Source organism: Colwellia sp. BRX9-1, assembly GCF_014077195.1.
Lineage (GTDB): Bacteria > Pseudomonadota > Gammaproteobacteria > Enterobacterales > Alteromonadaceae > Colwellia_A.
The window spans coordinates 337,304-360,798 of the sequence record NZ_JACGVM010000002.1; the positions used below are offsets into that span (position 1 = coordinate 337,304).

Sequence of the window (23,495 nt, forward strand, 5' to 3'; positions counted from 1 at the left end):
ACAAAGAGAGATTCATTATGAAAAGAAAAATAAATATCCAATTAAAGGCAATATTAACCGTTGCTGGCTTGTTACTCGCCAGTGCAACCGTGCAAGCCAGTTGTCTCGATAACGTGGTACTGGTGCATGGCAATACTGGCACGCCGTCAGATTGGGATAATACCTACGACGCTTTACTCGCGAAAGGCTACAGCAGCAGTCAAATATACCGCCCAGCATGGGGTGGTAGTAATGCCGCTTATAATAATCACAGCGGCTCAGAAGAAACACCTGTTCGAAATGCTATCAATTCAGCGCTTAGTGCGTCATGCACAGGAAAAATTGATGTAATTGGCCACTCTATGGGGGTTACTTTAGCAGCACAACAAATTATTAAACTCAATAAAAGTAGCCAAGTGGATGCCTTTGTCGGCGTTGCAGGTGCTTATCGCGGTTTATGGACTTGTGGCGCATATCCATGGAATGTTTGGATCCCTACCTGTGCCAGTAATGGCTTATCGGTATCAAGTCCATTTCTTGATTGGCTAGGTAATAAAGTCATTGCTAATCGTGTTTATTCTATTAAAAGTTGGGATGATCAAATAGTTTGCGGTAGCGGAACATGTACGGTAAGCGGAGTTCATTCGAGTCAAATACCTAATGAACTAGCCAGCTATACTTATTCACTTGACCATTTTGGTTTACAAACCAATACAGCCAGTAAACAAGTAAGCTTAGTGACAGCACAATAACTCCTTATGAGTTATACAAACCAATACGGCCAGTAAACAAGTAAGCTTAGTGACAGCACAATAACTCCGTATGGGTTATACAAACCAATACGACCAGTAAACAAGTAAGCTTAGTGACAGCACAATAACTCCGTATGAGTTATACAAACCAATACGGCCAGTAAACAAGTAAGCTTAGTGACAGCACAATAACTCCGTATGAGTTATACAAACCAATACGGCCAGTAAACAAGTAAGCTTAGTGACAGCACAATAACTCCGTATAGGTTATACAAACCAATACGGCCAGTAAACAAGTAAGCTTAGTGACAGCACAATAACTCCGTATGGGTTATACAAACCAATACGGCCAGTAAACAAGTAAGCTTAGTAACAGCACAATAACTCCGTATGGGTTATACAGAAAAGGATGGCTAAACAGCCATCCTTTTTTATCTTTATAGTTTTGTTTAGGTGCCTTTACAGACCATTGCGCCCTGCTCGCCCGATAACATAGCTAAGCACGAAAAACTACTGACATAATGTCTTCTAGCGGTTCTAACAACATTGACAACAATCACTTACCTTGATTAATTTTTACTCTTTTCTAGTCAAAAATATATGACTAAAACTGCATTTCAGGAACATCATCAGGAATGACTAATTCACCTGCGGTTAGTTTAACAATCTCTGCAACACTCACCCCTGGGGCACGTTCGAGTAGATGAAAACGACCGTCTTTAATCTCAATAAAAGCCAAATCGGTTAACACTTTTTTTATACAGCCTTTACCGGTTAACGGCAGTGTACAATTTGCCAGTAATTTAGAATCACCATGTTTTGACGCATGGGTCATGGTTACTATGATATTGTCTGCGCCAGCAACCAAGTCCATTGCACCGCCCATACCTTTAATTAGCTTACCGGGAATCATATACGAAGCAATATTACCGTTAACATCGACTTCAAAAGCGCCCAGCACCGTTAAATCAACATGACCGCCACGGATCATGGCAAACGACTGTGCAGAATCAAATATTGATGCACCGGTCGCCATAGTCACAGTTTGTTTACCGGCATTAATTAAGTCGGCATCGACTTCAGCTTCACTGGGAAATTGTCCCATACCTAATAAGCCATTTTCAGATTGCAACATTACTTCTATCCCCTCAGGAACATAGTTAGCTACTAAGGTAGGAATACCAATACCAAGATTAACATAGAAGCCATCTTGTAATTCTTGCGCGACACGCTGAGCGATTTGATTTCGATCTAAAGCCATGATTATTCTCCTGTTGTCGTGCGAATAGTGCGTTGTTCAATACGTTTTTCAAAAGTGCCTTGTATAACACGGTTAACATAAATGCCCGGTGTATGGATTTCATCTGGGTCTAGCTCACCTGGCTCAACAATTTCTTCAACTTCTACCACAGTAATTTTGCCTGCCGTTGCTGCCATAGGATTAAAGTTACGTGCTGTTTTTCTGTAAATTAAATTACCAAACTTATCAGCCTTCCAGGCTTTAATAATGGCAAAATCACCGGTAATAGCTTCTTCAAGAATATAATCTCGTCCATTAAATTGGCGTTGATCTTTACCTGCTGCCACTAAAGTTCCAACACCGGTTGCGGTATAAAAAGCGGGGATACCAGCACCACCTGCGCGCATTTTTTCGGCTAAAGTACCTTGTGGTGTTAATTCCACATCTAATTCTCCCGACATCATTTGTCGTTCAAATTCAGCATTTTCTCCAACATAAGAAGCAATAATTTTTTTAATTTGCCGCTTAGGTAACAACAGGCCTAAACCAAAATCATCAACACCACAGTTATTAGAAACTAGCGTTAACCCTTTAATGCCTTGGCGCTCGATTTCTTTGATTAAATTCTCAGGAATACCACATAAACCAAAGCCGCCAGCGACCACCGTCATATTGTCGGTTAACCCTGCCATTGCTTCTTCATAGGTATTCACTACTTTATTAAATCCTGCCATTATTTTTATCCAGTTATTAAGGAAGTTGACTTAACACCAGCATTATACAATTGCATAAATATGTAAAATTAATTAATATTAACTATTGATAAATAAAACTTATAACTGGATATTTTAGGATAATTGCATGAATATTACTCTCAAGCAACTACGCACTTTTATCACTATTGCCCAATCTAAAAGCTTTGCCGAAGCCAGTGAAATTTTACATTTATCACAGCCAGCATTAAGTATTAGTATCAAAAATTTAGAAGAGACCGTTGGCGGTAAGTTACTGGCGCGTTCAACAAGAACCTTATCATTAACGCCTGAAGGGCAAATTTTCTTACCAACAGCAAAACGTTTGTTAGCAGACTTTGATGATGCTTTTATTGAGCTTGCTGAGCTGTTTTCTCTCAAACGTGGAAATTTATCTTTAGCCGCAATGCCATCATTTGCGAGTACCCACTTGCCGCAACATTTACTGGCTTTTACAACCCAATATCAAGAAATTAAAGTAAGAGTGCATGATGTTATCGCCGAAGAAGCTGTTGCTATGGTGCAAAATGCTAAGGTAGAGTTTGCGATTACCTTTGATCCTGGTGAATTTGATGATTTACATTTTGAAACACTGTTTAGTGATGAATTACTGGCGGTATTCCCAGATAACCATGACCTAGAACAAGCTGAAGAGTTAACATGGCAGCAACTCAGCCATTATCCTTTTATTGCCTTGCAACGACCTTCGAGTATTCGCTTACTTATGGAGGAGACATTAGCCGAACAGGCTTTATTTTTAAAGGTAAAGTATGAAAGTAATCAGTTGGCTACTGTCGTTCAAATGGTCGCTAATAAATTAGGCGTTAGTGCAATACCGTCTTTGTACAAACAACAAATACAAGCGCTTAACATTCAGCATCGCCCATTAGCTTCACCAACCATTAGTCGCCGTGTAGGAATTGTTACTCGAAAACGTTATCCGTTATCCCAGTCAGCACAGTTTTTTGTTAAATTATTACGTCAGCACTATCACTGATCACGCAAAGCCTTGATAAATTATCAAAGAATAAAACATAATTAACCGCTGTATTATTACACATTATAGACTTTCATTTTCTTGTGGCGCTAACATCAATTGCTGATAAGCTAAACCCGCTTGAGTGCGGTTATAAACGCCCAGTTGCAGCAAGATTGCTGAAACATGCTTCTTTACCGTATTTTCTTTAATATCTAAAATGCCGGCAATTTGCTTGTTTAATTGCCCATCGGCAACATAAGACAAGACCTTGTATTGCTGCGGAGTTAATTTTGCTAATTGCTGAGCCAATAACTTATTTGCAGTAACTTGTTCACTGTCTAATGAAATATCAAAGTTATCAGGTAACCAAGTTCCGCCAGCGAGTACACAATTTATCGCTTGTGCTATGACCGATAAATCAACAGACTTGGGAATAAAGGCCGCCGCACCAAAATTAATCGCTTTTTGCATAATATTAGGTGTTTCATCAGAAGACACCATAATAACAATAAGGTCTGGGTGATTGTTTTGTAGCTGAGTAAGTCCCGTAAAACCATTATTACCTGGCATATGTAAATCAAGAAAAATTATTTCTAAGCCTGGAGATTGTTCTATTTGCTGCAATAAATCACTAAAACTAGACGCTTCAATAATGCTACAGGCAGGCATACATTCGACCACAGCTTGTTTTAACGCCGTACGAAACAACGGATGATCATCAGCAATTACTACTTGCGCTGTACTCATGCTTTATCCTCTATCGGTATATCACAATGTCATTTAATTAATAACAGTTTAAGGGATGTTTTTCTACTACGCACACTTTTAATTTTCAGCTAAAGTAGTGACTTAACCAAAATTATATCAACAAAAAAGAGCGAGTAATAACTCGCCCTTTTACAGTTAAAATAACAAACTACACCTAGAAACTATAACCAACACTAAAGGCAACAGTTGATGGATCACCATAATAACCAATTAACGTAGTATCGCCACCTAAACCGGGTGCGTAGCTACCATCATTATTTTGCTCACCCAGAAAAGCATAATTACCCACTAAATACTCTTCATCGGTGATGTTTTTCCAATGTAACGAAGCGGTCCAATCACCATCATTGCTATACCAATTAACGCCAACGTTTAATAAACCGTAACCGTCTTGTGTTAATAAGTTATCTGTTGGTGTTAAGTCATAGTCGCTGCGATAATAGTAATTACCATTAACAACAAAATCACCCATAGTACTTTCGATATTGTAAGCAAAGCCTATATTAGCAGTAGTGTCTGGCGTATTGGTAATAGTGAAAGTATCACTAATATCAATAGACTTACCTTCACCATCAAAAGAATTTACTTTTTTAAACGATGCATCAATTAGACCTAAGGTTGCAAATAAATTTAAGTTGTCGGTAACAGAATATTGAACTTCTAGTTCTAAACCGGAAGCCGTTGATTGCCCAATGTTACCTAAACGTTGACTTAATTCACTACCATCACCACCTTCTACCGGTAATACCGTTACAAATTGACGGTCGGTATGGTCAAGGTAAAATACTGTCGCATTAATTCTTAAATTGTCATTCCATTCACTTTTTACACCCATTTCATATGAATCAACCACTTCTGGGTCTACTGCTGGCTCAGGGCCACTGGCTCTAGGGTTAAACGTTCCTGATTTAAAGCCTTGTGAATAGCTAGCAAAAAACATCATGTCTGTGGTGTATTGATATTCAACACCAACTCGAGGCGTAAAGCGAGACCAGCTTTCGCTGTCATTCAGCACTTCAGGGAAAGTAATATCACTTCGAACATAACCTGGTACCCAATCACTTTCTGGATAAATAGTTTCATATGCTAAGCCATTATTAACGTTTGCCACTTTTTCTTCATCGGTATAACGAGCACCTAAGGTCATAGAAAGCTTATCGGTAATATTGTACGAGCCTTGTGCATAAACCGCATAACTTTCGCTATTATTACAACCAGCAACTTCACGAGTGAGCCCTGGTAAGCTAAGCGATTGGCCTAAATGCTCTAAAATCGCATCAAAGGTCCCACAAGACTCACCGTCAAAGTAATAAAGACCAGAAACAAAAGTTAGGTTGTCTGAGTCATAATTTACTTGAAACTCTTGCGTAAATTGTTCGTCATCATAAATAGCGGGTACATCAAAAATGCGCTCTGGTGTATTATCAAAATCAATATTGGTCTTAGAATAATTTTCTCGACTCGCTGTAATTGACTTAATTGACCAGGTATCATTAACATAATATTCTGCGGTTAGACTATAGCCTTCTGACTCAACACTGTTCCAGGTAGGCATACTGGTATAGGAATCGTAGACGCTGTCTGGTACAGGTGCGTCAGTAACAATGCTTGGTAAAAGTCTGTAACCTCCCTTCGCATTTGAGTCATCAATTGTTTTATCGTAATTAAAACGAAAGAAAAGATCATCTGTCGGTGTGAATTCAACGGTAAGACGACCGGCAAAAACATCTTTATTGTAGTTCTCTAAATCTTGATCAGGTAATTCAGACTGTAAAAATTCACCGTAGCCGTCACGAGTTAAATTGGCTAAAGCAAAACCCACATAAAGTTTATCTTCGATAACAGGAATTTTTCCTGCTAGTTTATAATCTTGGCGGCCATAATTACCAAAGGTTGCTTTGAGGTCGACTTCAACGTCACCTGACATTTTTTTAGTGACGTACTTAATAGCACCGCCTATAGTATTTTTACCATATAAGCTTCCTTGTGGGCCACGTAATACTTCAATACGTTCTACATCAAGAATATCAAGAACCGCGCCTTGTGGACGAGCAATATATACATCGTCAACATAAATACCTACGCCAGGTTCATAACCCCATAATGGATCGTCTTGACCCACACCGCGAATGAATGCGGTTAAGGTTGAGTTAGTGCCACGGCTGCTTTGCAACGTTGTATTTGGCGAAAATTGTTGAACTTCTGTCATGGCACTAATACCATTTTGTGCGAGTTGTTCTGCTCCTACCGATGTAACAGCTACAGGTACATTTTGTAAACTTTCAACTTTTTTACGCGCAGTAACCTCAATACGTTCAAGACCTGAGTCTTTTGCTGCAGCCGATGTGTCTTCTGCTGCTGCAAAAGTTATATTACTGGTTAATGCTGCGGCAATAGCCAAAGCGAGGTAACTTCTATTTTTGTTGTACTGTTTCATGGAGGAAGCCTTATTATAATTTTTATGTTTTATATTTTATGTTTTATATTTTGTATTTTGTATTTTGTATTTAGTTGTCTTACTTGTTCTTTTGAACCCCAATTTTAGTCACGTTGTTATTACAACTATTTACACTCTACTTGATAATTTAACAAAAATAATTAGCACTATAGTACCACAACCAAGTTGTTGTTTATTAAGGGTTATATTAAAGGCGCGTTGTTTTTTGTTGAAGCCAAGTGCCAAAAGTCAACAATGTGTTTAGCGGTACTAACAGGAGATTCAAGTAAGTAGTTGGCTGTTTCTCCACCATTAACTTCTTTCGGATTAACCATAATGCCATGACCTACATTAGCGATAGTCATTAACTCTACCTGAACTTTTTCTTGCTTATCTCCCCAGGATTTACGGGTGTAACCTGCTTTAGTTTTTACTTGGGGTATTAACGTTATTCCTGATAACGTAGCCCAATGATCAGCTAAGGTAATCGCATTCAACGGATTAACAATCGCATCATTATCTCCTGTCCATATAGATAATTTTGGCCATACCTTTTGATTCGGATTTAATTTTTGAACTAATAATGTAAGTTCATCTGCCGTTTGTGATGGGCCGTTTTTCATACAAGAAATAGCGGTAATTAAACCATCGGCACAAGGAAATGGAATGCCTGCAACGATTGCTCCTGCAGTAAACAGTTCAGGATAATTAACTAACAAACTGCTTGCCATAGCGCCACCAGCAGATAAGCCTAAAATATAGATATTTTGCCCAACCAGCTGTTTTTTTAAGGCCAATATCATATTTTTTATTGATAAATTTTCACCGGTTTCTTTAGCGTAATCACTAGCAGAATACCAATTAAAACAACCCTTAATATTATTTTCTAGGTTTTGCTGAGGGATTAACAAGGCAAAATTATGCTGTTGTGCTAAACCAAGCAAACCACTTTGCCTCGCCAATTCTTTTCCCTCTTGCGCGCAGCCATGAAGTAATACAACGATATTAGGCTTAGCGGTTACCGGTGAAAAATAACTTGCCGTTAGGTTGCCTGGATTATCACTGAAATCTTTTAACTCAGTTAATTGAGCATAAGAATTTTGACTAAACAAGCTAAATACTAGCGTCAGTGATATCGATAATGAAGTTAAACATTTGAGAGTAGACATAATATTAACCAAAATAAATAGTGGGTTAGATAATGAATGAAAGTACCTTAAACAAGCAATAGCACTTTAGTGCACAGCCGACTCAAGGTCTTTGGCAGAGGTATACCAGTATCATAAAGACACTTACGAATGCGTAAACTAACACCCATGACGATAAGCAAATAAATGAGGAAATAATAACTTAAATTCAATAGAATATTGAATAGATAGATAAATAAAAACAGCTAACTAGTGATGCTAAAAATCGACAAGTAATAGTGTTATTGTGAAGACCATTTTTCAATACGATAAAAAGCCAATATTTAAATATCGGCGCTATAAAAGCGATGATGATGGCTGTTTATCAGCAGCTATATTAAACAGGCTTATGCAAATAGTGTGGTCTCAAGTAGTAATAGCAATCTATTGCTCGTCTATCACTGCTTCTTAAAAAACATGTCGATGCAATCGTTGAAAATGATTTGATAATCCAATACGAAATTGAAAAATCAGGTAAAACAACCAATGTAGACACACCGGCTACCCTATTAATTATCGATAATTTTGTCTTTAGGGTTTAAAAAAAGGGGCGTTAGGTAAAGTTTCTGTATATTTAGCTTCTTTCACTAAAGCCTCTAAATCTTTAATAATCAATTGATTACGTTTTTTGTCAAGCGTACCTTCTTTTTTCCAGTGTTGTAACTGCTTATTAATCACTTGCCTAACTGAGCCAGTCATCCGCGCTAAGGTTTCATCGTTTAAACCGTTAACCAAATGATGTTGATGCTCTGCTTCTATTGTGCCGTTATAAAACTTAATTTTATTAATATGTTCTAAAATAATACGGCTTAAACGTGTGGTAACATCGTGTAAAACTAGGCTACTGGCTTGTTGTTCTTTTTCACGCATTTTTTTCGCTAAGTAAGGCATAAATTGCTGGTTAAACTCTGGATACGTCCACAACCAATGCCGCATGGTGGAAAGTTTCACTGACAATAACTTTACCGTTGTTAAAGGTGAAACAATAACCTCATGTGGTTGATCGTCTAACAGCACCATTAAGTCAAAACAGTCACCCGCATAAAGCATATCTAAAGTGGCTTCTCTGCCCGTTTCTGGATTACTTTGTTTAATTTCTAAACTACCGCTAATCACCACAAAAAATCGCTGAGTAAGTAAAGCCGGATTAAAGTAATCACCTTTGTACCATTCATCAAGCTGAAACTCTTGTTGAAAATCTTCAATTAACTTCGCCGGTAAATCTGCAAAAATATTAGCTTGCTTTACTAAAACTGGGCTGGCTTTTTGAGGTAGATGAGTAGCGTCTTTATTCATAAGAGTAGTATTAAAGCCATAGCGGGCACGAATAGTTTTATTCTACCCTTTGTATCTATAGAGCAAAAGACAATGTTGCTTTTTAAATTTCAATACTATTTCTCACGTTAATCTGCTGACTTTTAACTTATAAAGCCGAGATAATATAAAAATTATAAAATGATCGATACTGTCATATTTGTGACAGAAGCATTTTATGACCTTAGGTATTATAGCGCCACTAACCAAACGCCTAACGTTAAAACATCACGTTAGTTTGTTTATACGGTCAAACTGCTTGCTGGATAATGACCATAAAGCATTAGACCTTTTTTAATAAATAATAGGTAATTATTATGTCTAAGATTATTGGTATAGATTTAGGTACAACAAATTCATGTGTAGCAGTTATGGAAGGTGGCGTTGCTAAAATTATTGAAAATGCTGAGGGTAGCCGCACCACTCCGTCAATTGTTGCTTATGCAAACGAGGAAACATTAGCGGGCCAACCGGCAAAAAGACAAGCCGTTACCAACTCTAAAAATACATTATTTGCGATTAAACGTTTAATCGGTCGTAAATTTGATGATAAAGAAGTACAAAAAGATATTAAGTTAGCCCCTTATAAAATTGTCAAAGCAGACAATGGTGATGCTTGGGTTGAAGTTAATGGTAAAAAATTATCACCACAAGAAGTATCAGCGCAAATTTTACGTAAATTGAAAAAAGATGCTGAAGCCTATTTAGGTGAAACGGTTACCGAAGCGGTTATTACTGTCCCCGCTTATTTTAATGATTCACAACGCCAAGCAACCAAAGATGCCGGTAAAATTGCTGGACTTAATGTCAAGCGTATTATTAATGAACCAACAGCTGCGGCATTAGCCTACGGCGTTGATAAAAATAACAAAGCTGACCAGAAAGTGGTGGTTTATGATTTAGGTGGCGGTACCTTCGATATTTCAATTATTGAAATTTCTAATGTAGACGGCGAAAAACAATTCGAAGTATTAGCAACCAACGGTGATACCTTTTTAGGTGGCGAAGACTTTGATTTACGCCTGATTAACTACCTTGCTGATGAATTTAAAAAAGAAAGTGGTATTGATATTCACCAAGACCCATTGGCGTTACAGCGTATTAAAGAAGCGGCTGAAAAAGCAAAAATAGAGTTGTCATCAGCATTACAAACTGACGTAAACTTACCGTATGTTACTGCTGATGCTAGTGGTCCTAAACATTTAAACGTACAAATTACCCGAGCAAAATTAGAGTCTTTGGTTGATGACTTAGTGAAAAAGACTATCGCTCCATGTGACCAAGCACTTAAAGATGCTGGCTTAAGTAAAGGTGATATTGATGAAATTATTTTGGTAGGTGGTCAATCACGTATGCCAAAAGTACAAGAAGCAGTTAAAACCTTCTTTGGTAAAGAGCCGCGTAAAGATGTTAACCCCGATGAAGCAGTGGCTATTGGTGCAGCGATTCAAGCAGGTGTGTTATCAGGAACGGTCGGTGATGTGCTATTACTTGATGTAACGCCATTATCACTAGGTATTGAAACTTTAGGCGGTGTAATGACTAAGCTTATCGATAAAAATACTACGATACCAACACGTGCTTCTGAAACATTCTCTACGGCCGAAGATAATCAAGCCGCGGTAACTGTGCATGTATTGCAAGGTCAGCGTGAAATGGCAATAGATAATAAATCGTTAGGTCAATTTAACTTAACAGATATTAACCCCGGTCCTCGTGGCTCGGTGCAAGTTGAAGTCACTTTTGATATTGATGCAGATGGTATTTTAAATGTCTCAGCAAAAGATAAAGCAACCGGTAAAGAGCAGAGTATTAAAATTACGGCATCAAGTGGTTTAACTGAAGATGAAGTTAATCGCATGGTCGACGATGCCCAGAAGCACGCAACTGAAGATAAGCAAAAACGTGAGTTAGTTGAACAACGCAACCAAGCCGATCAATTGATTCATACGGTACAAACGTCAATGACTAGCCTGAGTGAAGATCAACAAGCCGAGCTTAAAACATTAATTGAGCAATTAAAAATGGCCGTTAATGGCAATGATAAAGCGGCGATAGAAATGCGACAAAAAGCATTACAAGAAGCGCACAGTAAAATAATGCAAGCTTCACAATCACAAGCAGAGCAGCCTCAAGGTGATGCGGCTAATGATAGTGCTAAAAACGAAGATGTTATTGACGCAGACTTTGAAGAAGTGAGTAATGGTTAATCAATGAATGGTGGCTGATAAGGTAAGTTAAGTTAAGTTAACCACTTATTTATCATAATACTGTATAAAAACAAAACCCCTAATATTAATTATTAGGGGTTTTTTATTATGATAAAATAAACAGTCAACTATTTTAAGAGGTATAGAGCTTTTCTGTTCTTTCGTCGATACATTCATATGAACCCATCTCAAATTCTCGACAAACCCAAGGTCTATTTTCGTAAATAGAACACAATAATGTATCTCTGTTTAACGCTGAGCACAGACCATCATCAAGTCGTAACATTGATTCGTGTCCATGGTCATCAATATAGATATGCCGATGAGGCACACCAGTATCTGAAATAATTCTAACTTCTAAACTACAGCAACATGCCTGGCAATTTGCACAGGTGACTTCGGGAACGGGAATGTTTTTTACTTCAATGTTCATAATAAATAATAAATAACAATAAACTTAATGGTGAGTAGGATACGCTAAACCGCTCAGCTTCTCGAGCAAATAGAAGCTGATGGGGCAAATAGCAGACATAAAAAGAACTGATTAAAGCACTGCACTACAAAACAGCCACAATATTTTGTACAACTTGGAGACGCGATTGCCTCTCAATACTAACGTTAGAAATCAAAATGTTTAAAGAAAACATCATAAATGACCTTTTCTACTTCAGTTCCATAACAACGCGTATGCTTAAATTCGCCATCTTCTTCGTAAACACTAGAGTTGTAGATAATATATTTAATTTTATCTTTACCTTGGACTCTCGCTGGATAATTTTTCAATATATCAAAATGGCTCAAACGTGTCATCATGTCAGTTAAACAGCTTTCATCTATCTGAAACTCTGAGATGTGATGCCCTATATATTCACTTTTTGTATAACCTAACACTTCAAGTTCACACTCATTGGCATAAACAATAATGCCTTCTGGCGATACAGCATGAATACCAATAGATGAATTATAGATAAAGTCTTCTGGATTCTCTGTAAACATAAAATCACCTAACGCCTTACTTGCGTCAAAATAGATAGTTAAAAAATAGACGATAGACAACAGTAAACTATTTCTGCCAGCTTAAGTCACTCATAAAAAATAATTGGTCGCTAAACATTGGTCGATAAACGCAGAAACACAACAAGTGCTCATTTTAACCTAGCCGTAAACTAATAAGTTTAAGAGTAGTTCAGCTCAAATAAATATCCAGAAAAGTATATATTCAGGAGAACACTAAAATAACAATACTTTGGCTTTCAAAATGCGCAAAAAACGCTTTAATAGCACACTATTTTTAAAAACAATTATAAGGAAACTAATTCATTCTCTAACCATTGTTTAGCCGTTGGTGTGTCACTAAAAAATTTATTTTTAATGCCAGCCTTTTTATACACAGCCTCAAATTCAAGTTGAGTGGTTAATGCAAATGAACTATGTATCATATTAATGGCAATTGCCTTAGCGGTTCCGTGCTTCACTTTATACAAGTGATAATCTAAACCTTCCTGTGTTGCTAATGTTTCTCCTTTAAGTATCACAATGATCCCGTAATTTATATTGATAAAATTTTCTAGGACGACTTGTTGTAGATTAGCGTGCATTTGTTTGAAAAACTCGACATTCCATGGACCCTCTGCATCAATAATAATAATATTATTATCGAGTGTGAATTGGCATTGGCCATGCGAAGCAAACTTTTGAATCAATGAAATCTACCTATGTTATCTAATGTTAATTAATCGAGAAGCTGGGTTTTATAATCATTTGTCATTAAGCATAATCTATAAAATTAATGTAATAAAGTTAATGTAATAAAATATTGATTAGCTGTTATTACCCCATTGAAATCATCAGCTGTTTTTTTATAAAAAATTTAGTCTATTCAAATAGCTCAATTAAAAATTAATACCAATAATAAGTGTTGCTTTACTATTTTAGCTTTATTGCCTTTAAGTCGAGGGTATTGGTAAATAACCTTGGGTTTTCAATCTTATCTAGCATCGAAAATTCTGGTAAACAATCGTCATCAACGTAGTCAGCAAAATCGCCAGCGGGATCAAAAACTAAAATATCTAATGCTAATCGATCAAGTCCATACAAACCACGGTGGATCATATCCGCCGAAAAAACTAATAAATCACCGGCCGCTAACTTTATTTCTTTACCGGTAGAAAGGTTTTCGCTGCTCACTCTGCCCTTTTCTTCTTGTCGAACATTAAATTCTTCTTCGTTGTCCCAGCGTTTATGTGTTCCTGGCACTAATTCCATACCGCGCTCATCAAATAATGGCACACGTAAGTGAACAACTTGTGTCTCTTGAATGGCTTTTTTCTGTTCTTCAACCTCGTGATCATATTGACAATCTCGATGCCAAAAATCTTTTTGTGCTGGATTAACGGGATTAAAAAACAACTGAGTATTCATAAAGGCTGGTTTTGCCGCTATAACAGACTCGACAACAGCCATTATTTTTTTTGAACTAATAAAATTGAAAAGCTTAACGCGATCGTCAAATGCTAAGTACTGACTGCCGGTGATCAAAGAAGAGTTGAACGCTTCTTCTTGATAAAATTTTGCGTGATCTTTTTTCCAAAGATCGTGAAATTTCAATACCACTTGTCTTAGGGCTGAAATTTCAGTGTCATTAAAATAATTTCTAATAACAAAGTAACCTTGGGCATCATAATGCCCCTGCAACTGACTTTGATTTTCTAACATTAACGGCTTTTACCTTGGCTTGACTGTTTAGGATTATATTTTGACGATTGATTAACGCTCATATCTCATCCACAGTTTGTAATAAACCGCATTACACTTAGCATTATCATCCATAATGCCGTCTCTATCACAATCGGAACCCGTCAAAGATTTAACAACATCAGTGCCATATTCGGCGATATCTTCTGGCTCAGGTTTAACTTCAATGGTGACTTTAGGGGAATGTTCGATGAATTCGCCAACGTCTTTGTATCGTGAGAATTGTTCTTTTGAAATAATATCACCGACATCAACTTTTTTCGCTTCGAAAGCGTAGACATCTGTTGCACTAAACAACAAGAATACAACAATAAAGACAGCTATAAATTTCATCAAATATGCCTAAAAGTTATTAAAATTAACATGCTGATTCACCTGAAAAGGCCACGCTATTATTTCACGCAAGTATTATAAAACACAATGTCACCGTTGTACCTTAGTGAAATTTATTAATCGTTAATAATTTCACTAATAGTTGGTTTAATTGAACATTTATTTTCAAAAAAATAAAAACCAAAAACAATAAACCATTGAATTAAAACAACTTATTCTTGGCGTAAACTTTGCTAAATAGATAACATCTTAATGTCGAAGGGAAATACAATGTTATTGGATATTCAATCACTTAGCCATCAATACCAAAGTGGCAAGCACACACAACTAGCAATCAAATCATTATCACTACAAGTTAGACCAGGGATTTTAGGCTTACTAGGCGCTAATGGCGCAGGAAAATCTAGCTTAATGCGTATTCTTGCTACGATAACAAAACCTAGCCAAGGAAAAATTTTATGGCAAGGACAAAACATTGTTAAATCACCACAATTATTGCGTAACGAACTCGGTTACCTGCCTCAATATTTTGGCGTCTATGACCAATTGTCGGCTATTGAATTTTTACAATACATGGCTGGCTTAAAAGGGTTAAATCAATCTTTAGCGACTCAAAGAATCGAGGATTTACTTGCTAAGCTCAACCTTACCCATGCTGCTCATATGCCATTGAAAGGTTATTCGGGGGGGATGAAACAGCGCATTGGCATTGCACAGGCTTTACTTAATGACCCTAAATTATTGATTATTGATGAACCAACTGTGGGTCTAGATCCACAAGAACGTGCCAATTTTCGCCAGTTATTAACTGAATTAGCCGATGATCGTTGCATTATTTTATCAACTCACATAGTCGCAGATGTTGAATCTATTGCTGACCAAATTGCGATTATGCAAACTGGGCAATTAATTCAATCAGCAACTCCAAAGGCACTACAAGAAAAAGTTGCCGATAAATGCTGGCAACTCACCACTAACTTGAATGAATTAAAACAAATTCAGCACGACTTTATTGTCAGCCACAGTGTGCGAAAAGACAACAAGGTCGAGTTAAATATTGTCGCTGAACACTGCCCTGATGCACGAGCAATACCAAGAGCGCCAACATTAGAAGATGCGTATCTCTACTTTACCAGTAATAAGCGTGCTCGAACTGTTCTTGCGAGGGCATGTTAATGAATCAATTATGGCAATGTACGGTCGCTGATTTTAAACAACGAACACGCCAGCAAAGCTTTGTGGTTACTTTACTGGCGATGTCGGTATTAACCTTACTTTTTTTCCCTTCACTCGATGCTCAATATCAAACACTTATTATCAATGGTTATAGAGGTCTTTATAACAGTGCCTGGTTAGGTGTTTGTTTAGCGATGTTAAATGTTTTATTTTTACCTATTATTTGTTTTTATCTCATTAAGAATGGTCTTGAATTAGATCGAAAATCGATGACCTGTGAACTTATTGCTGCCACTCCTATGAGTAAGTTAACTTTTATATTCGCCAAATGGTGCACCAATGTTTTAATTTTGTTTACTATCGTATTGGTTATGCTGATCAGTTGTATTTTACTGCAACTTTATTATGGGGAAAATTATCAGATAGACCTTTGGGCGTTAGCTTGGCCCCAATTAGTCTTTGTTCTACCTGTGTTATTAGTTGTTGCTTCACTGGCGATAATGTTTGAATCAATAAAGTGGCTTAAGGGGGGCTTTGGCAATGTTGTTTATTTTTTCTTGTGGACCGGCTCTATTGTTCAAACCATTGAAAGCGTTTCAGGGGTTGGCGCAATACTTTCTGCTATAGAAACCGAGGTTGCAGAACGTTTTCCGTCACAAGCAGGCTCAACACATATTGGCGTAACGGTTGTTGATGAAGAAAATGCAGTAAACACTTTTCTTTGGCAAGGAATAGAGCCAACAGCACAGTATTTATCGAGTATTCTGCCGTTACTGATCATTTGCTTAAGCTGTTTTATTATTGCAGTAATCTTTTTTGATCGCTTTAGTCGAAACCCCGTACCTGAAACCAAACAAACCTCATGGCTAATAAACACCTTAACCCGTCAAGTGTTCAATCGACTCGATGCACTATTTACCATGCTAACCAAGCACTTTGCTTTTACTCGCTTATTACGTTTAGAACTAAAATTATTATTAAAAAGCCATTCGATTTACTGGCTGTTAGGTCTTTTAACGTTAAATATTATTCAACTATTTATTAGTCAGCAATTACTGGTTAGCATATTTTTACCGCTGTCATGGTTATGGTGTGTTTTAGTGCTTTCACAGCTCGGCCAAGTAGAAAAACAAGCAAATACGGTTGAGTTAATCACCTACAGTAAAAAGTCAGCGCTATTGCAAAGTTTAGCGAGCTACTCTGCTGCATGGATATTATTAGCATTGGCAAGTTTGGGTAGTGTACTTAGATTTGCGGCGATAGCCGAGTGGCTGTTAATCATACAATTAATTATAGCCATTTCATTTACCGTATCCCTAGCTTATTTTTGTGGGGTATTGACCGGCACAAAGCGAATGTTTGAAGTGCTATACCCGGCAATTTGGTATATGGGACCGATTCAAACAGCACTATATCTAGACTTTTTTGGCGTTAATAGCACCATGAGTTGGCAAGCAGGCATGCCTTATTATTATGCTGCTCTCGCAATTGGCTTAATGTTGTTAACAGTACGCGCTAAAAGTAGCCGTTAATTTATTAACGGTTGTTTACACTAAGATATCGATTTAAAAAGGATAACGATTGAACTCATCAGCCGTTAGCCTTAACATTCGATTATTGTTTCCCGGTCTATTTAAATAAAGGCCGATTGAACCATGCTTATTTAAGCTAATTTTCCTCAAAAATATCGACTTAATAATCCAGGGAGCCTTTTGTGCCATCTTCTTTTACCAGTAAACTGCCCAATCTAGATACCAGTATTTTCACAGAAATGTCGATGATGGCAAATCAATATCAGGCAATTAATTTGTCGCAAGGTTTTCCTGAATTTGATACTCCAGAATTTTTAAAAGATAAAATAAACTTAGCCATTAGTGAAGGTAAAAATCAATACTCACCCTCAAACGGTTTACCTGAGTTATTAACGCAAGTTGCCGCTATGGTGCATCGACAGTATCAAACAGATTTAACCACTGCACAAAAACTTAATGGCTTAAAAAACGTTACAATAACCTCCGGGGCTACCGAAGCACTATGGGTTGCAATACAAACGCTGGTTCGCCCAAATGATGAAGTTATTATTTTTGATCCCGCTTATGATTCTTATGAGACAGCCATTGAACTTGCTGGTGGAGTTTGTCGCCATGTCGCACTAGATGCGCCTAACTATGCAATAAACTGGTCCTTAGTTGAGCAAACCATTAATGAAAATACACGTGCCATTATTATCAACAGCCCACACAACCCAACGGGTTCAATACTGAGTGCTGCAGATCTTACTAGCTTACAAGTTTTGCTTGAGAAATATGATTTATATGTAATAAGCGATGAAGTATACGAACACATGACGTTTGACGGCTTACGTCATGAAAGTATTTTACGTTACCCTGATTTGTTTAAACGCGCCTTTGTCGTCTCTAGTTTTGGTAAAACCTTTCATTGCACCGGCTGGAAAATGGGTTATTGCGCCGCACCTGATGCGCTTACGGTCGAGTTTAGAAAAATTCATCAGTACGTTACCTTTTGTTCATTTACCCCGGCACAAATAGCTATAGCGCAAATGCTAAAACAGCACCCCGAGCATATCACCGAGTTATCAAATTTCTATCAGCAAAAAAGAGACTTACTGATCAATGCACTAAAAGACTCTCGCTTTACAATGCTACCGTCAAAAGGTACTTATTTTTTATTGCTTGATTACTCTGCAATCTCAGCACTTAATGATCGTGAATTTTGTCATTGGTTAACCCAAGAAGTTGGTGTTGCAGCCATTCCGTTGAGCCCCCTGTATCCCGCTGACAAAAGGGAGTCTTATCATCAAAACAATAAAGTAATCAGACTTTGTTTCGCAAAAAACGACGATACCCTACTTAAGGCCGCAGGAATATTATGTCAACTTTAACCATAGCCGCAGTGCAGTTCGATATTAGTTGGTTAGACAAACAAAGCAATTTTGATCGTTTAGAGCAACTTTTCAAAGATCACTTTACTGACCATGCGGCTGCCGATTTATTATTGCTACCAGAAACATTTTCAACCGGTTTTTGTATTAATAGAAAAGATGTGCAAGAGCCAGAAGATGGTGGCTCTGCTCTACATTGGTTAAAAAAAATAGCAAAGCAATATAACTGTGTAGTGGCTGGCACGGTTTTAGTGAGCCAAAATGATAAAAAAGTGAATCGTTTTTATTGGGTCTTTGCTGATGGTCGGGTTGAACATTATGACAAGCGCCATTTGTTTCGTTTAGGTAAAGAGCAAGACTTTGTTGAGCAAGGCCAGCACAGAAAAAAAATCAACATTAGGGGTATAAAAATACTGCCTTTGGTTTGTTATGATTTGCGCTTTCCTGTTTGGTCGAGAAACCGCCAAGATTATGATCTTATGGTCAACGTTGCTAATTGGCCTGCTCCACGTCGTCATATATGGGATACCTTATTAAAAGCCCGGGCAATGGAAAATCAAAGTTTTGTGGTCGGAGTTAATCGTATCGGACCAGATGGTAACGATATGCCTCACTCTGGTGGCACAACTTTCATTAATTTTGATGGTGAAAACATACTTTCTGCCACTGATCACCAACAACAAATCATCACAACCCAACTCGACTTCAGCAAACTTGATAAATTTAAAAATCAATTCCCCGCCTTTTTAGATGCAGATAAATTTGAGTTGTATTAAAAACCAGTCGATTTATTCTCGTAACCCAAAGCCGTTTATTGTTATAAACAAGACAAACCTAAAACAACATTATAAGTGGTTAAGTTGTTTTAGGTTTTTATACATTTTGATCATCTAACCTGAATTACTAGCAAACCAGCTCATTTAATTCACTTTTCTTTGAATTAACTGAATAAAATATATACTCTTTATGGCTAATTAAAGTTCGCCTATAAAACAAATTATAATAATTAAGCGTTTTTATAACTGGAGCATATAAGTAAATGAAGCGACTACTCGCGTTATTCCTCATCTCTGGCAGTTGTCTTGGTCAAGACTATATTAACCAATACACCAGCCATGCAGAAATGTTAAAACAATTAAAACAACTGGGTGTTCAAACTCAGCAAATTGGTACTTCACGATCAGGAAAGTCAATAATCGTGGCTCAATTTGGTGATAAAAGCTCACCAGCAATTTTGGTTACTGGCAACGTTGATGGCGATTATTTAGTCGGTACTGAACTTGCGATGCGCCTAATCGAGGATCTAAAGTCAGGTAAAGTCACCCGAAATGGTAAAAGTATATTTATCGTACCTATGCCAAACCCTGATGCAACAAGTTTTATACTGGGTAAAAATGGTTATTCAACGACCTTTAATCACTTAAAAACAGATGACGATAACGACCTAAAAATAAATGAAGACGGTCCTAATGATCTCAACAACGATGGTTTTATTTCTCAGTTAAGGATCTCAGACAGTTCTGGCCCATACAAAGCTAGTGAACAAGATGCCAGTTTATTAGTAAAAGTTGATCGCCTCAAAAACGAAGCAGGTCAATACCGTTTACTCAATGAAGGAAAAGATGACGACGGTGATGGTAAATTAGATGAAGATGGCTATGGCGGAACAGCAATAAATAAAAACTTTACCTATAACTATGACTATTTTGGTATTGGCTCTGGTGTTAATCAAGCATCTGAACCTGAAACGCGTGCCTTAATAGATTTTGTTATCGATCATCAAAATATTTTAATGACCGTTAATTTTTCTAAATACGACAACCTCCATGAAAACTGGTCGGCTAATAAAGTACTGGTAAGTGAATATAAACGTCCACTGGAAGCCTTTGATAAAATGCCTAAAGAAGATGTTGACGGTTATAAATTATTTACTCACCTATGGCAGCAAGCCCATAAAGACTGGCAGGTAAAAGCAGAAAACCGTGGTCGAGGTACTTTTCACGACTGGGCCTATTTTCACGGTGGTCGTTGGTCAATAGCCACCAATGGCTGGAATTTTAAGCAAATAACCATTGCCCAATCAGCTGACGTAGAAAAAAACAAAGAGGCTGATGTTGAAAAAAACAAAAACACATCAGCAAGCGAAGATACCAAAGAAGCTCGTTTGGTTACTAACGCCAAGGAAAAAAATCTACAAGGGGCGATTATACCGTGGACAAATATTTCACACCCAGACTTTGTAAATGAAAAGGTGGAAGTGGGTGGTTTTCGACTTGCCTATTTAAATAATCCTGATATTAGCGTATTTGCTGAAACTAAAAGTTCGGAATATATTACTTCCTTAACCACACTTTTTCCTGAGCTTAACGTGAGCCAGAGCGTAAAAAAAATAGGTAAAGATCTTTATCGAGTGACCTTAAAAATAAAAAACATCGGTAAACTTCCAACACAAAGCGCCATGGGTAAACTCACCCGTTGGATGCTTCCCGTAAGAGTTCAGTGGAATTTACCCAAAGAACAATTTATTGGTGGTAGCAAGCGGACATTATTAGCGCCTATCGCCGCTCATGGCGGTCAACAAGAAATCAAGTGGCTGATCAATACCAAAGGCTTCAATGATGCCTCATTTGAAGTATCTTCACCTGTCATCGATGCGGTGACACAAACCGTTAATTTTGGAGCTTAATCATGAAAAAAATATTGCTCACCTGCATTTTAACGGCCACAGCTTTGTTAACTATAACGGCACAAGCCGCAGACAAACTCACTGGATTACAGGCATTAGGTGCGCCTTTAGACCCAAAAGTAGATATTCGCTGGAATCGTTTTTATGACTCAGAAAGTACTATAACGATACTCAAAAAAATAAATAAAGCTTACCCTAAACTTACTCGACTGGAATCTATTGGTCAGTCTTACGAAGGTCGTGATATTTTTGTTATTAAAATTACCAATTATAACAACGGTGATGATACGACAAAACCGGCGATGTATATTGATGGCAATATTCACTCTAATGAGATTCAAGGTACAGAGGTTTCTCTTTATACCGCTTGGTATTTAACTGAAAGCTACGGAAAAGTGAAGTGGATCACCGAGCTACTTAACGATAAAGCTTTCTATATTGTCCCTACAATTAATCCTGACGGGCGTGACTGGTTTATGAAGCAGGCTAATACTGCGCACTCTCCTCGTTCGGGCATGGTACCTACTGACAACGATCTTGACGGTGAAATCGATGAAGATGGTCCAGAAGATCTCAATAATGATGGCCATATTACTCGCATGCGCATTAAAGATAAGGTACGTGGTACTCATAAAGAAGACGAGAAATACCCAGGTTTAATGGTACCTGTTGCAGAAGGTCAAACTGGCGATTACCGCATGTTAGGAGCTGAAGGATACGACAACGATGGTGACGGTCTTGTCAACGAAGATGGTAAAGGGGTTTACGAATATGATCCTAATCGTGATTGGGCCCATGAATGGGAGCCAGCTTATATTCAAAGAGGTGCACGCCGTTACCCTTTTTCATTAAAAGAAACCAGTGCAGTGGCTAAATTTGTTAAAGCTCATCGTAATATTGCTGCCGCGCAAAGTTACCATAATACCGGTGGTATGATTTTACGTGGTCCGGGTAAAGCCAATAACAAATATACCCGTTCTGATATTAGCGTCTATGATTTTATCGCCAACCAAGGTGAGCAAATACTACCCAATTATCGCTACCTCGTCGCTTGGAAAGATCTTTATCAAGTCTACGGTGGTGAATTTGATTGGTTTTATGGCAACAACGGTATTATGGCATTTACGAATGAACTTTGGACATCGGCTAATATGTTTCGCCCAAACGATAAAACAAGCGATAAATTAGGCAATCAAAATCACAATTTCAACAAGCATATTTTATTTGGTGATGCTTTTGTTCCTTGGACTAAAGTAAAGCATCCAATTTATGGCGATATAGAAGTTGGCGGTTTTAAGAAGAATTTTGGTAGAACGCCCCCTTCTTTCCTATTAGAAGAAGAAGCACACCGAAATATGGCCTTTACCTTATTTCACGCCTACCATATGCCACAGTTAGAAGTAACTCGTTCATCAACGCGCAAGCTCAGTAATGGTTTGTATGAAATAACGGTTAATATTGCTAATGAGCGAGCAATTCCGACAAGATTATCACAAGACATTAATAATAATTTGTCGTTTGAAGACCGCATATCGATTCTCTCGGATGACTTTTCAATATTAAGTGGGTTAACCGTTATTAGCGAAGGTGCCAACACACATACTGACCACGACTTAAACCCAGCAACGATTAAGGTCGCCACGCTTGCGGGTCACTCAACAACCATAGTGAAATGGATTGTCGATGGCAAAGGGACTTATAAAGTGACAGTAGACTCAGAAAAAGGCGGCAAGCACAGTAAAACGTTTAAGTTTTAACAAAGAATATAAAGGTAATATTCTGCTAATAACATAGTAATGTAAAACCGGCCTCTGTCGGTTTTTTATTAGCCGTTATTTAACACTTCTCCCCTCTAGTGAAGTGCTAAAAATATTATAATACGCCTTACATACGAAACAGCATTGTTGGCATCAAAGCTTAGTCATCTTAAGCTGCTGACTTAATGATTGATCAGTTAATAAAAATTATTATTTCTTAGTCGTTAATACCTGATAATATTTGATAACTTAGTCTATTTTCAAAAAAT

General features: G+C 37.5%; 20 protein-coding genes. 9 read left to right on the forward strand and 11 right to left on the reverse strand.

Translation table 11 applies throughout. The annotated features are described in order from the left end of the window. Window positions 1–17 precede the first annotated feature (17 nt). Window positions 18–731, forward strand: coding sequence for an alpha/beta fold hydrolase (locus H4J76_RS04030; protein WP_182217787.1), 714 nt, complete (start codon window positions 18–20; stop codon window positions 729–731). Window positions 732–1,335: 604 nt separating this feature from the next. On the opposite strand, the gene H4J76_RS04035 is transcribed toward H4J76_RS04030, so the two are convergent. Beyond that, window positions 1,336–1,992, reverse strand: a complete 657-nt coding sequence (locus H4J76_RS04035; protein ID WP_182217785.1) for a 3-oxoacid CoA-transferase subunit B — start codon at window positions 1,990–1,992, stop codon at window positions 1,336–1,338. 2 nt (window positions 1,993–1,994) lie between these two features. Continuing rightward, the gene (locus H4J76_RS04040; RefSeq protein WP_182230149.1) at window positions 1,995–2,705 is read right to left on the reverse strand and encodes a CoA transferase subunit A; all 711 of its coding nucleotides are present in this window, start codon (window positions 2,703–2,705) and stop codon (window positions 1,995–1,997) included. A gap of 127 nt (window positions 2,706–2,832) precedes the next feature. Between H4J76_RS04040 and H4J76_RS04045 the strand changes: the two genes are divergently transcribed. After that, window positions 2,833–3,720: a LysR family transcriptional regulator gene (locus H4J76_RS04045; protein ID WP_182217781.1), complete on the forward strand. Its 888-nt coding sequence runs from the start codon at window positions 2,833–2,835 to the stop codon at window positions 3,718–3,720. Window positions 3,721–3,783: 63 nt separating this feature from the next. On the opposite strand, the gene H4J76_RS04050 is transcribed toward H4J76_RS04045, so the two are convergent. From H4J76_RS04050 to H4J76_RS04065, 4 genes are all read right to left on the reverse strand, one after another. Then, window positions 3,784–4,449 carry a response regulator transcription factor gene (locus H4J76_RS04050; protein WP_182217780.1) on the reverse strand — a complete coding sequence of 222 codons (666 nt, stop codon included), beginning with the start codon at window positions 4,447–4,449 and terminating at the stop codon, window positions 3,784–3,786. A gap of 175 nt (window positions 4,450–4,624) precedes the next feature. Beyond that, window positions 4,625–6,907 (reverse strand): TonB-dependent receptor, encoded by a 2,283-nt coding sequence (locus H4J76_RS04055; protein WP_182230150.1) that lies wholly within the window; start codon window positions 6,905–6,907, stop codon window positions 4,625–4,627. A gap of 203 nt (window positions 6,908–7,110) precedes the next feature. After that, the gene (locus tag H4J76_RS04060; RefSeq protein WP_182230151.1) at window positions 7,111–8,076 is read right to left on the reverse strand and encodes a PHB depolymerase family esterase; all 966 of its coding nucleotides are present in this window, start codon (window positions 8,074–8,076) and stop codon (window positions 7,111–7,113) included. Between the two features lie 549 nt (window positions 8,077–8,625). Continuing rightward, window positions 8,626–9,390 (reverse strand): Crp/Fnr family transcriptional regulator, encoded by a 765-nt coding sequence (locus H4J76_RS04065; protein ID WP_070374211.1) that lies wholly within the window; start codon window positions 9,388–9,390, stop codon window positions 8,626–8,628. A 335-nt stretch (window positions 9,391–9,725) separates the two neighbouring features. Here H4J76_RS04065 and dnaK point away from each other — a divergent pair, with 335 nt between their 5' ends. Further along, the gene (gene dnaK / locus H4J76_RS04070; protein WP_182230152.1) at window positions 9,726–11,618 is read left to right on the forward strand and encodes a molecular chaperone DnaK; all 1,893 of its coding nucleotides are present in this window, start codon (window positions 9,726–9,728) and stop codon (window positions 11,616–11,618) included. Window positions 11,619–11,751: 133 nt separating this feature from the next. Here the strand turns inward: dnaK and H4J76_RS04075 are convergent, their stop codons facing one another. The 5 genes from H4J76_RS04075 to H4J76_RS04095 all read right to left on the reverse strand — a co-directional run bounded on the left by H4J76_RS04075 (window position 11,752) and on the right by H4J76_RS04095 (window position 14,705). Then, a complete protein-coding gene (locus H4J76_RS04075; protein WP_182176625.1) occupies window positions 11,752–12,051 on the reverse strand; it encodes a YkgJ family cysteine cluster protein in 300 nt (99 codons plus the stop codon). Window positions 12,052–12,236: 185 nt separating this feature from the next. After that, on the reverse strand, window positions 12,237–12,614 hold the full coding sequence (locus H4J76_RS04080) for a PAS domain-containing protein (protein ID WP_182222212.1): 378 nt from the start codon (window positions 12,612–12,614) through the stop codon (window positions 12,237–12,239). A gap of 305 nt (window positions 12,615–12,919) precedes the next feature. Beyond that, window positions 12,920–13,321 carry a hypothetical protein gene (locus H4J76_RS04085; protein WP_182230153.1) on the reverse strand — a complete coding sequence of 134 codons (402 nt, stop codon included), beginning with the start codon at window positions 13,319–13,321 and terminating at the stop codon, window positions 12,920–12,922. Between the two features lie 223 nt (window positions 13,322–13,544). Continuing rightward, complete coding sequence (locus tag H4J76_RS04090; RefSeq protein WP_070374215.1) at window positions 13,545–14,333, reverse strand: phytanoyl-CoA dioxygenase family protein; 789 nt, start codon at window positions 14,331–14,333, stop codon at window positions 13,545–13,547. A gap of 51 nt (window positions 14,334–14,384) precedes the next feature. Beyond that, the gene (locus H4J76_RS04095; protein ID WP_182213907.1) at window positions 14,385–14,705 is read right to left on the reverse strand and encodes a hypothetical protein; all 321 of its coding nucleotides are present in this window, start codon (window positions 14,703–14,705) and stop codon (window positions 14,385–14,387) included. A gap of 270 nt (window positions 14,706–14,975) precedes the next feature. On the opposite strand from H4J76_RS04095, the gene H4J76_RS04100 reads away from it, so the two are divergent. The 6 genes from H4J76_RS04100 to H4J76_RS04125 all read left to right on the forward strand — a co-directional run bounded on the left by H4J76_RS04100 (window position 14,976) and on the right by H4J76_RS04125 (window position 23,226). Next, a complete protein-coding gene (locus H4J76_RS04100; protein ID WP_182213908.1) occupies window positions 14,976–15,881 on the forward strand; it encodes an ABC transporter ATP-binding protein in 906 nt (301 codons plus the stop codon). After that, window positions 15,881–17,413: a hypothetical protein gene (locus H4J76_RS04105; protein WP_182213910.1), complete on the forward strand. Its 1,533-nt coding sequence runs from the start codon at window positions 15,881–15,883 to the stop codon at window positions 17,411–17,413. The genes H4J76_RS04100 and H4J76_RS04105 overlap by 1 nt, the downstream gene beginning before the upstream one ends. Window positions 17,414–17,652: 239 nt before the next feature. Further along, on the forward strand, window positions 17,653–18,783 hold the full coding sequence (locus tag H4J76_RS04110) for a methionine aminotransferase (RefSeq protein WP_259377117.1): 1,131 nt from the start codon (window positions 17,653–17,655) through the stop codon (window positions 18,781–18,783). Next, the gene (locus H4J76_RS04115; protein ID WP_182230155.1) at window positions 18,771–19,559 is read left to right on the forward strand and encodes an amidohydrolase; all 789 of its coding nucleotides are present in this window, start codon (window positions 18,771–18,773) and stop codon (window positions 19,557–19,559) included. The genes H4J76_RS04110 and H4J76_RS04115 overlap by 13 nt, the downstream gene beginning before the upstream one ends. 263 nt (window positions 19,560–19,822) lie before the next feature. Continuing rightward, the gene (locus H4J76_RS04120) at window positions 19,823–21,469 is read left to right on the forward strand and encodes a M14 family zinc carboxypeptidase (protein ID WP_182213913.1); all 1,647 of its coding nucleotides are present in this window, start codon (window positions 19,823–19,825) and stop codon (window positions 21,467–21,469) included. 2 nt (window positions 21,470–21,471) lie between these two features. Further along, on the forward strand, window positions 21,472–23,226 hold the full coding sequence (locus H4J76_RS04125) for a M14 family metallopeptidase (protein ID WP_182213915.1): 1,755 nt from the start codon (window positions 21,472–21,474) through the stop codon (window positions 23,224–23,226). The last annotated feature ends 269 nt before the right edge of the window (window positions 23,227–23,495 follow it).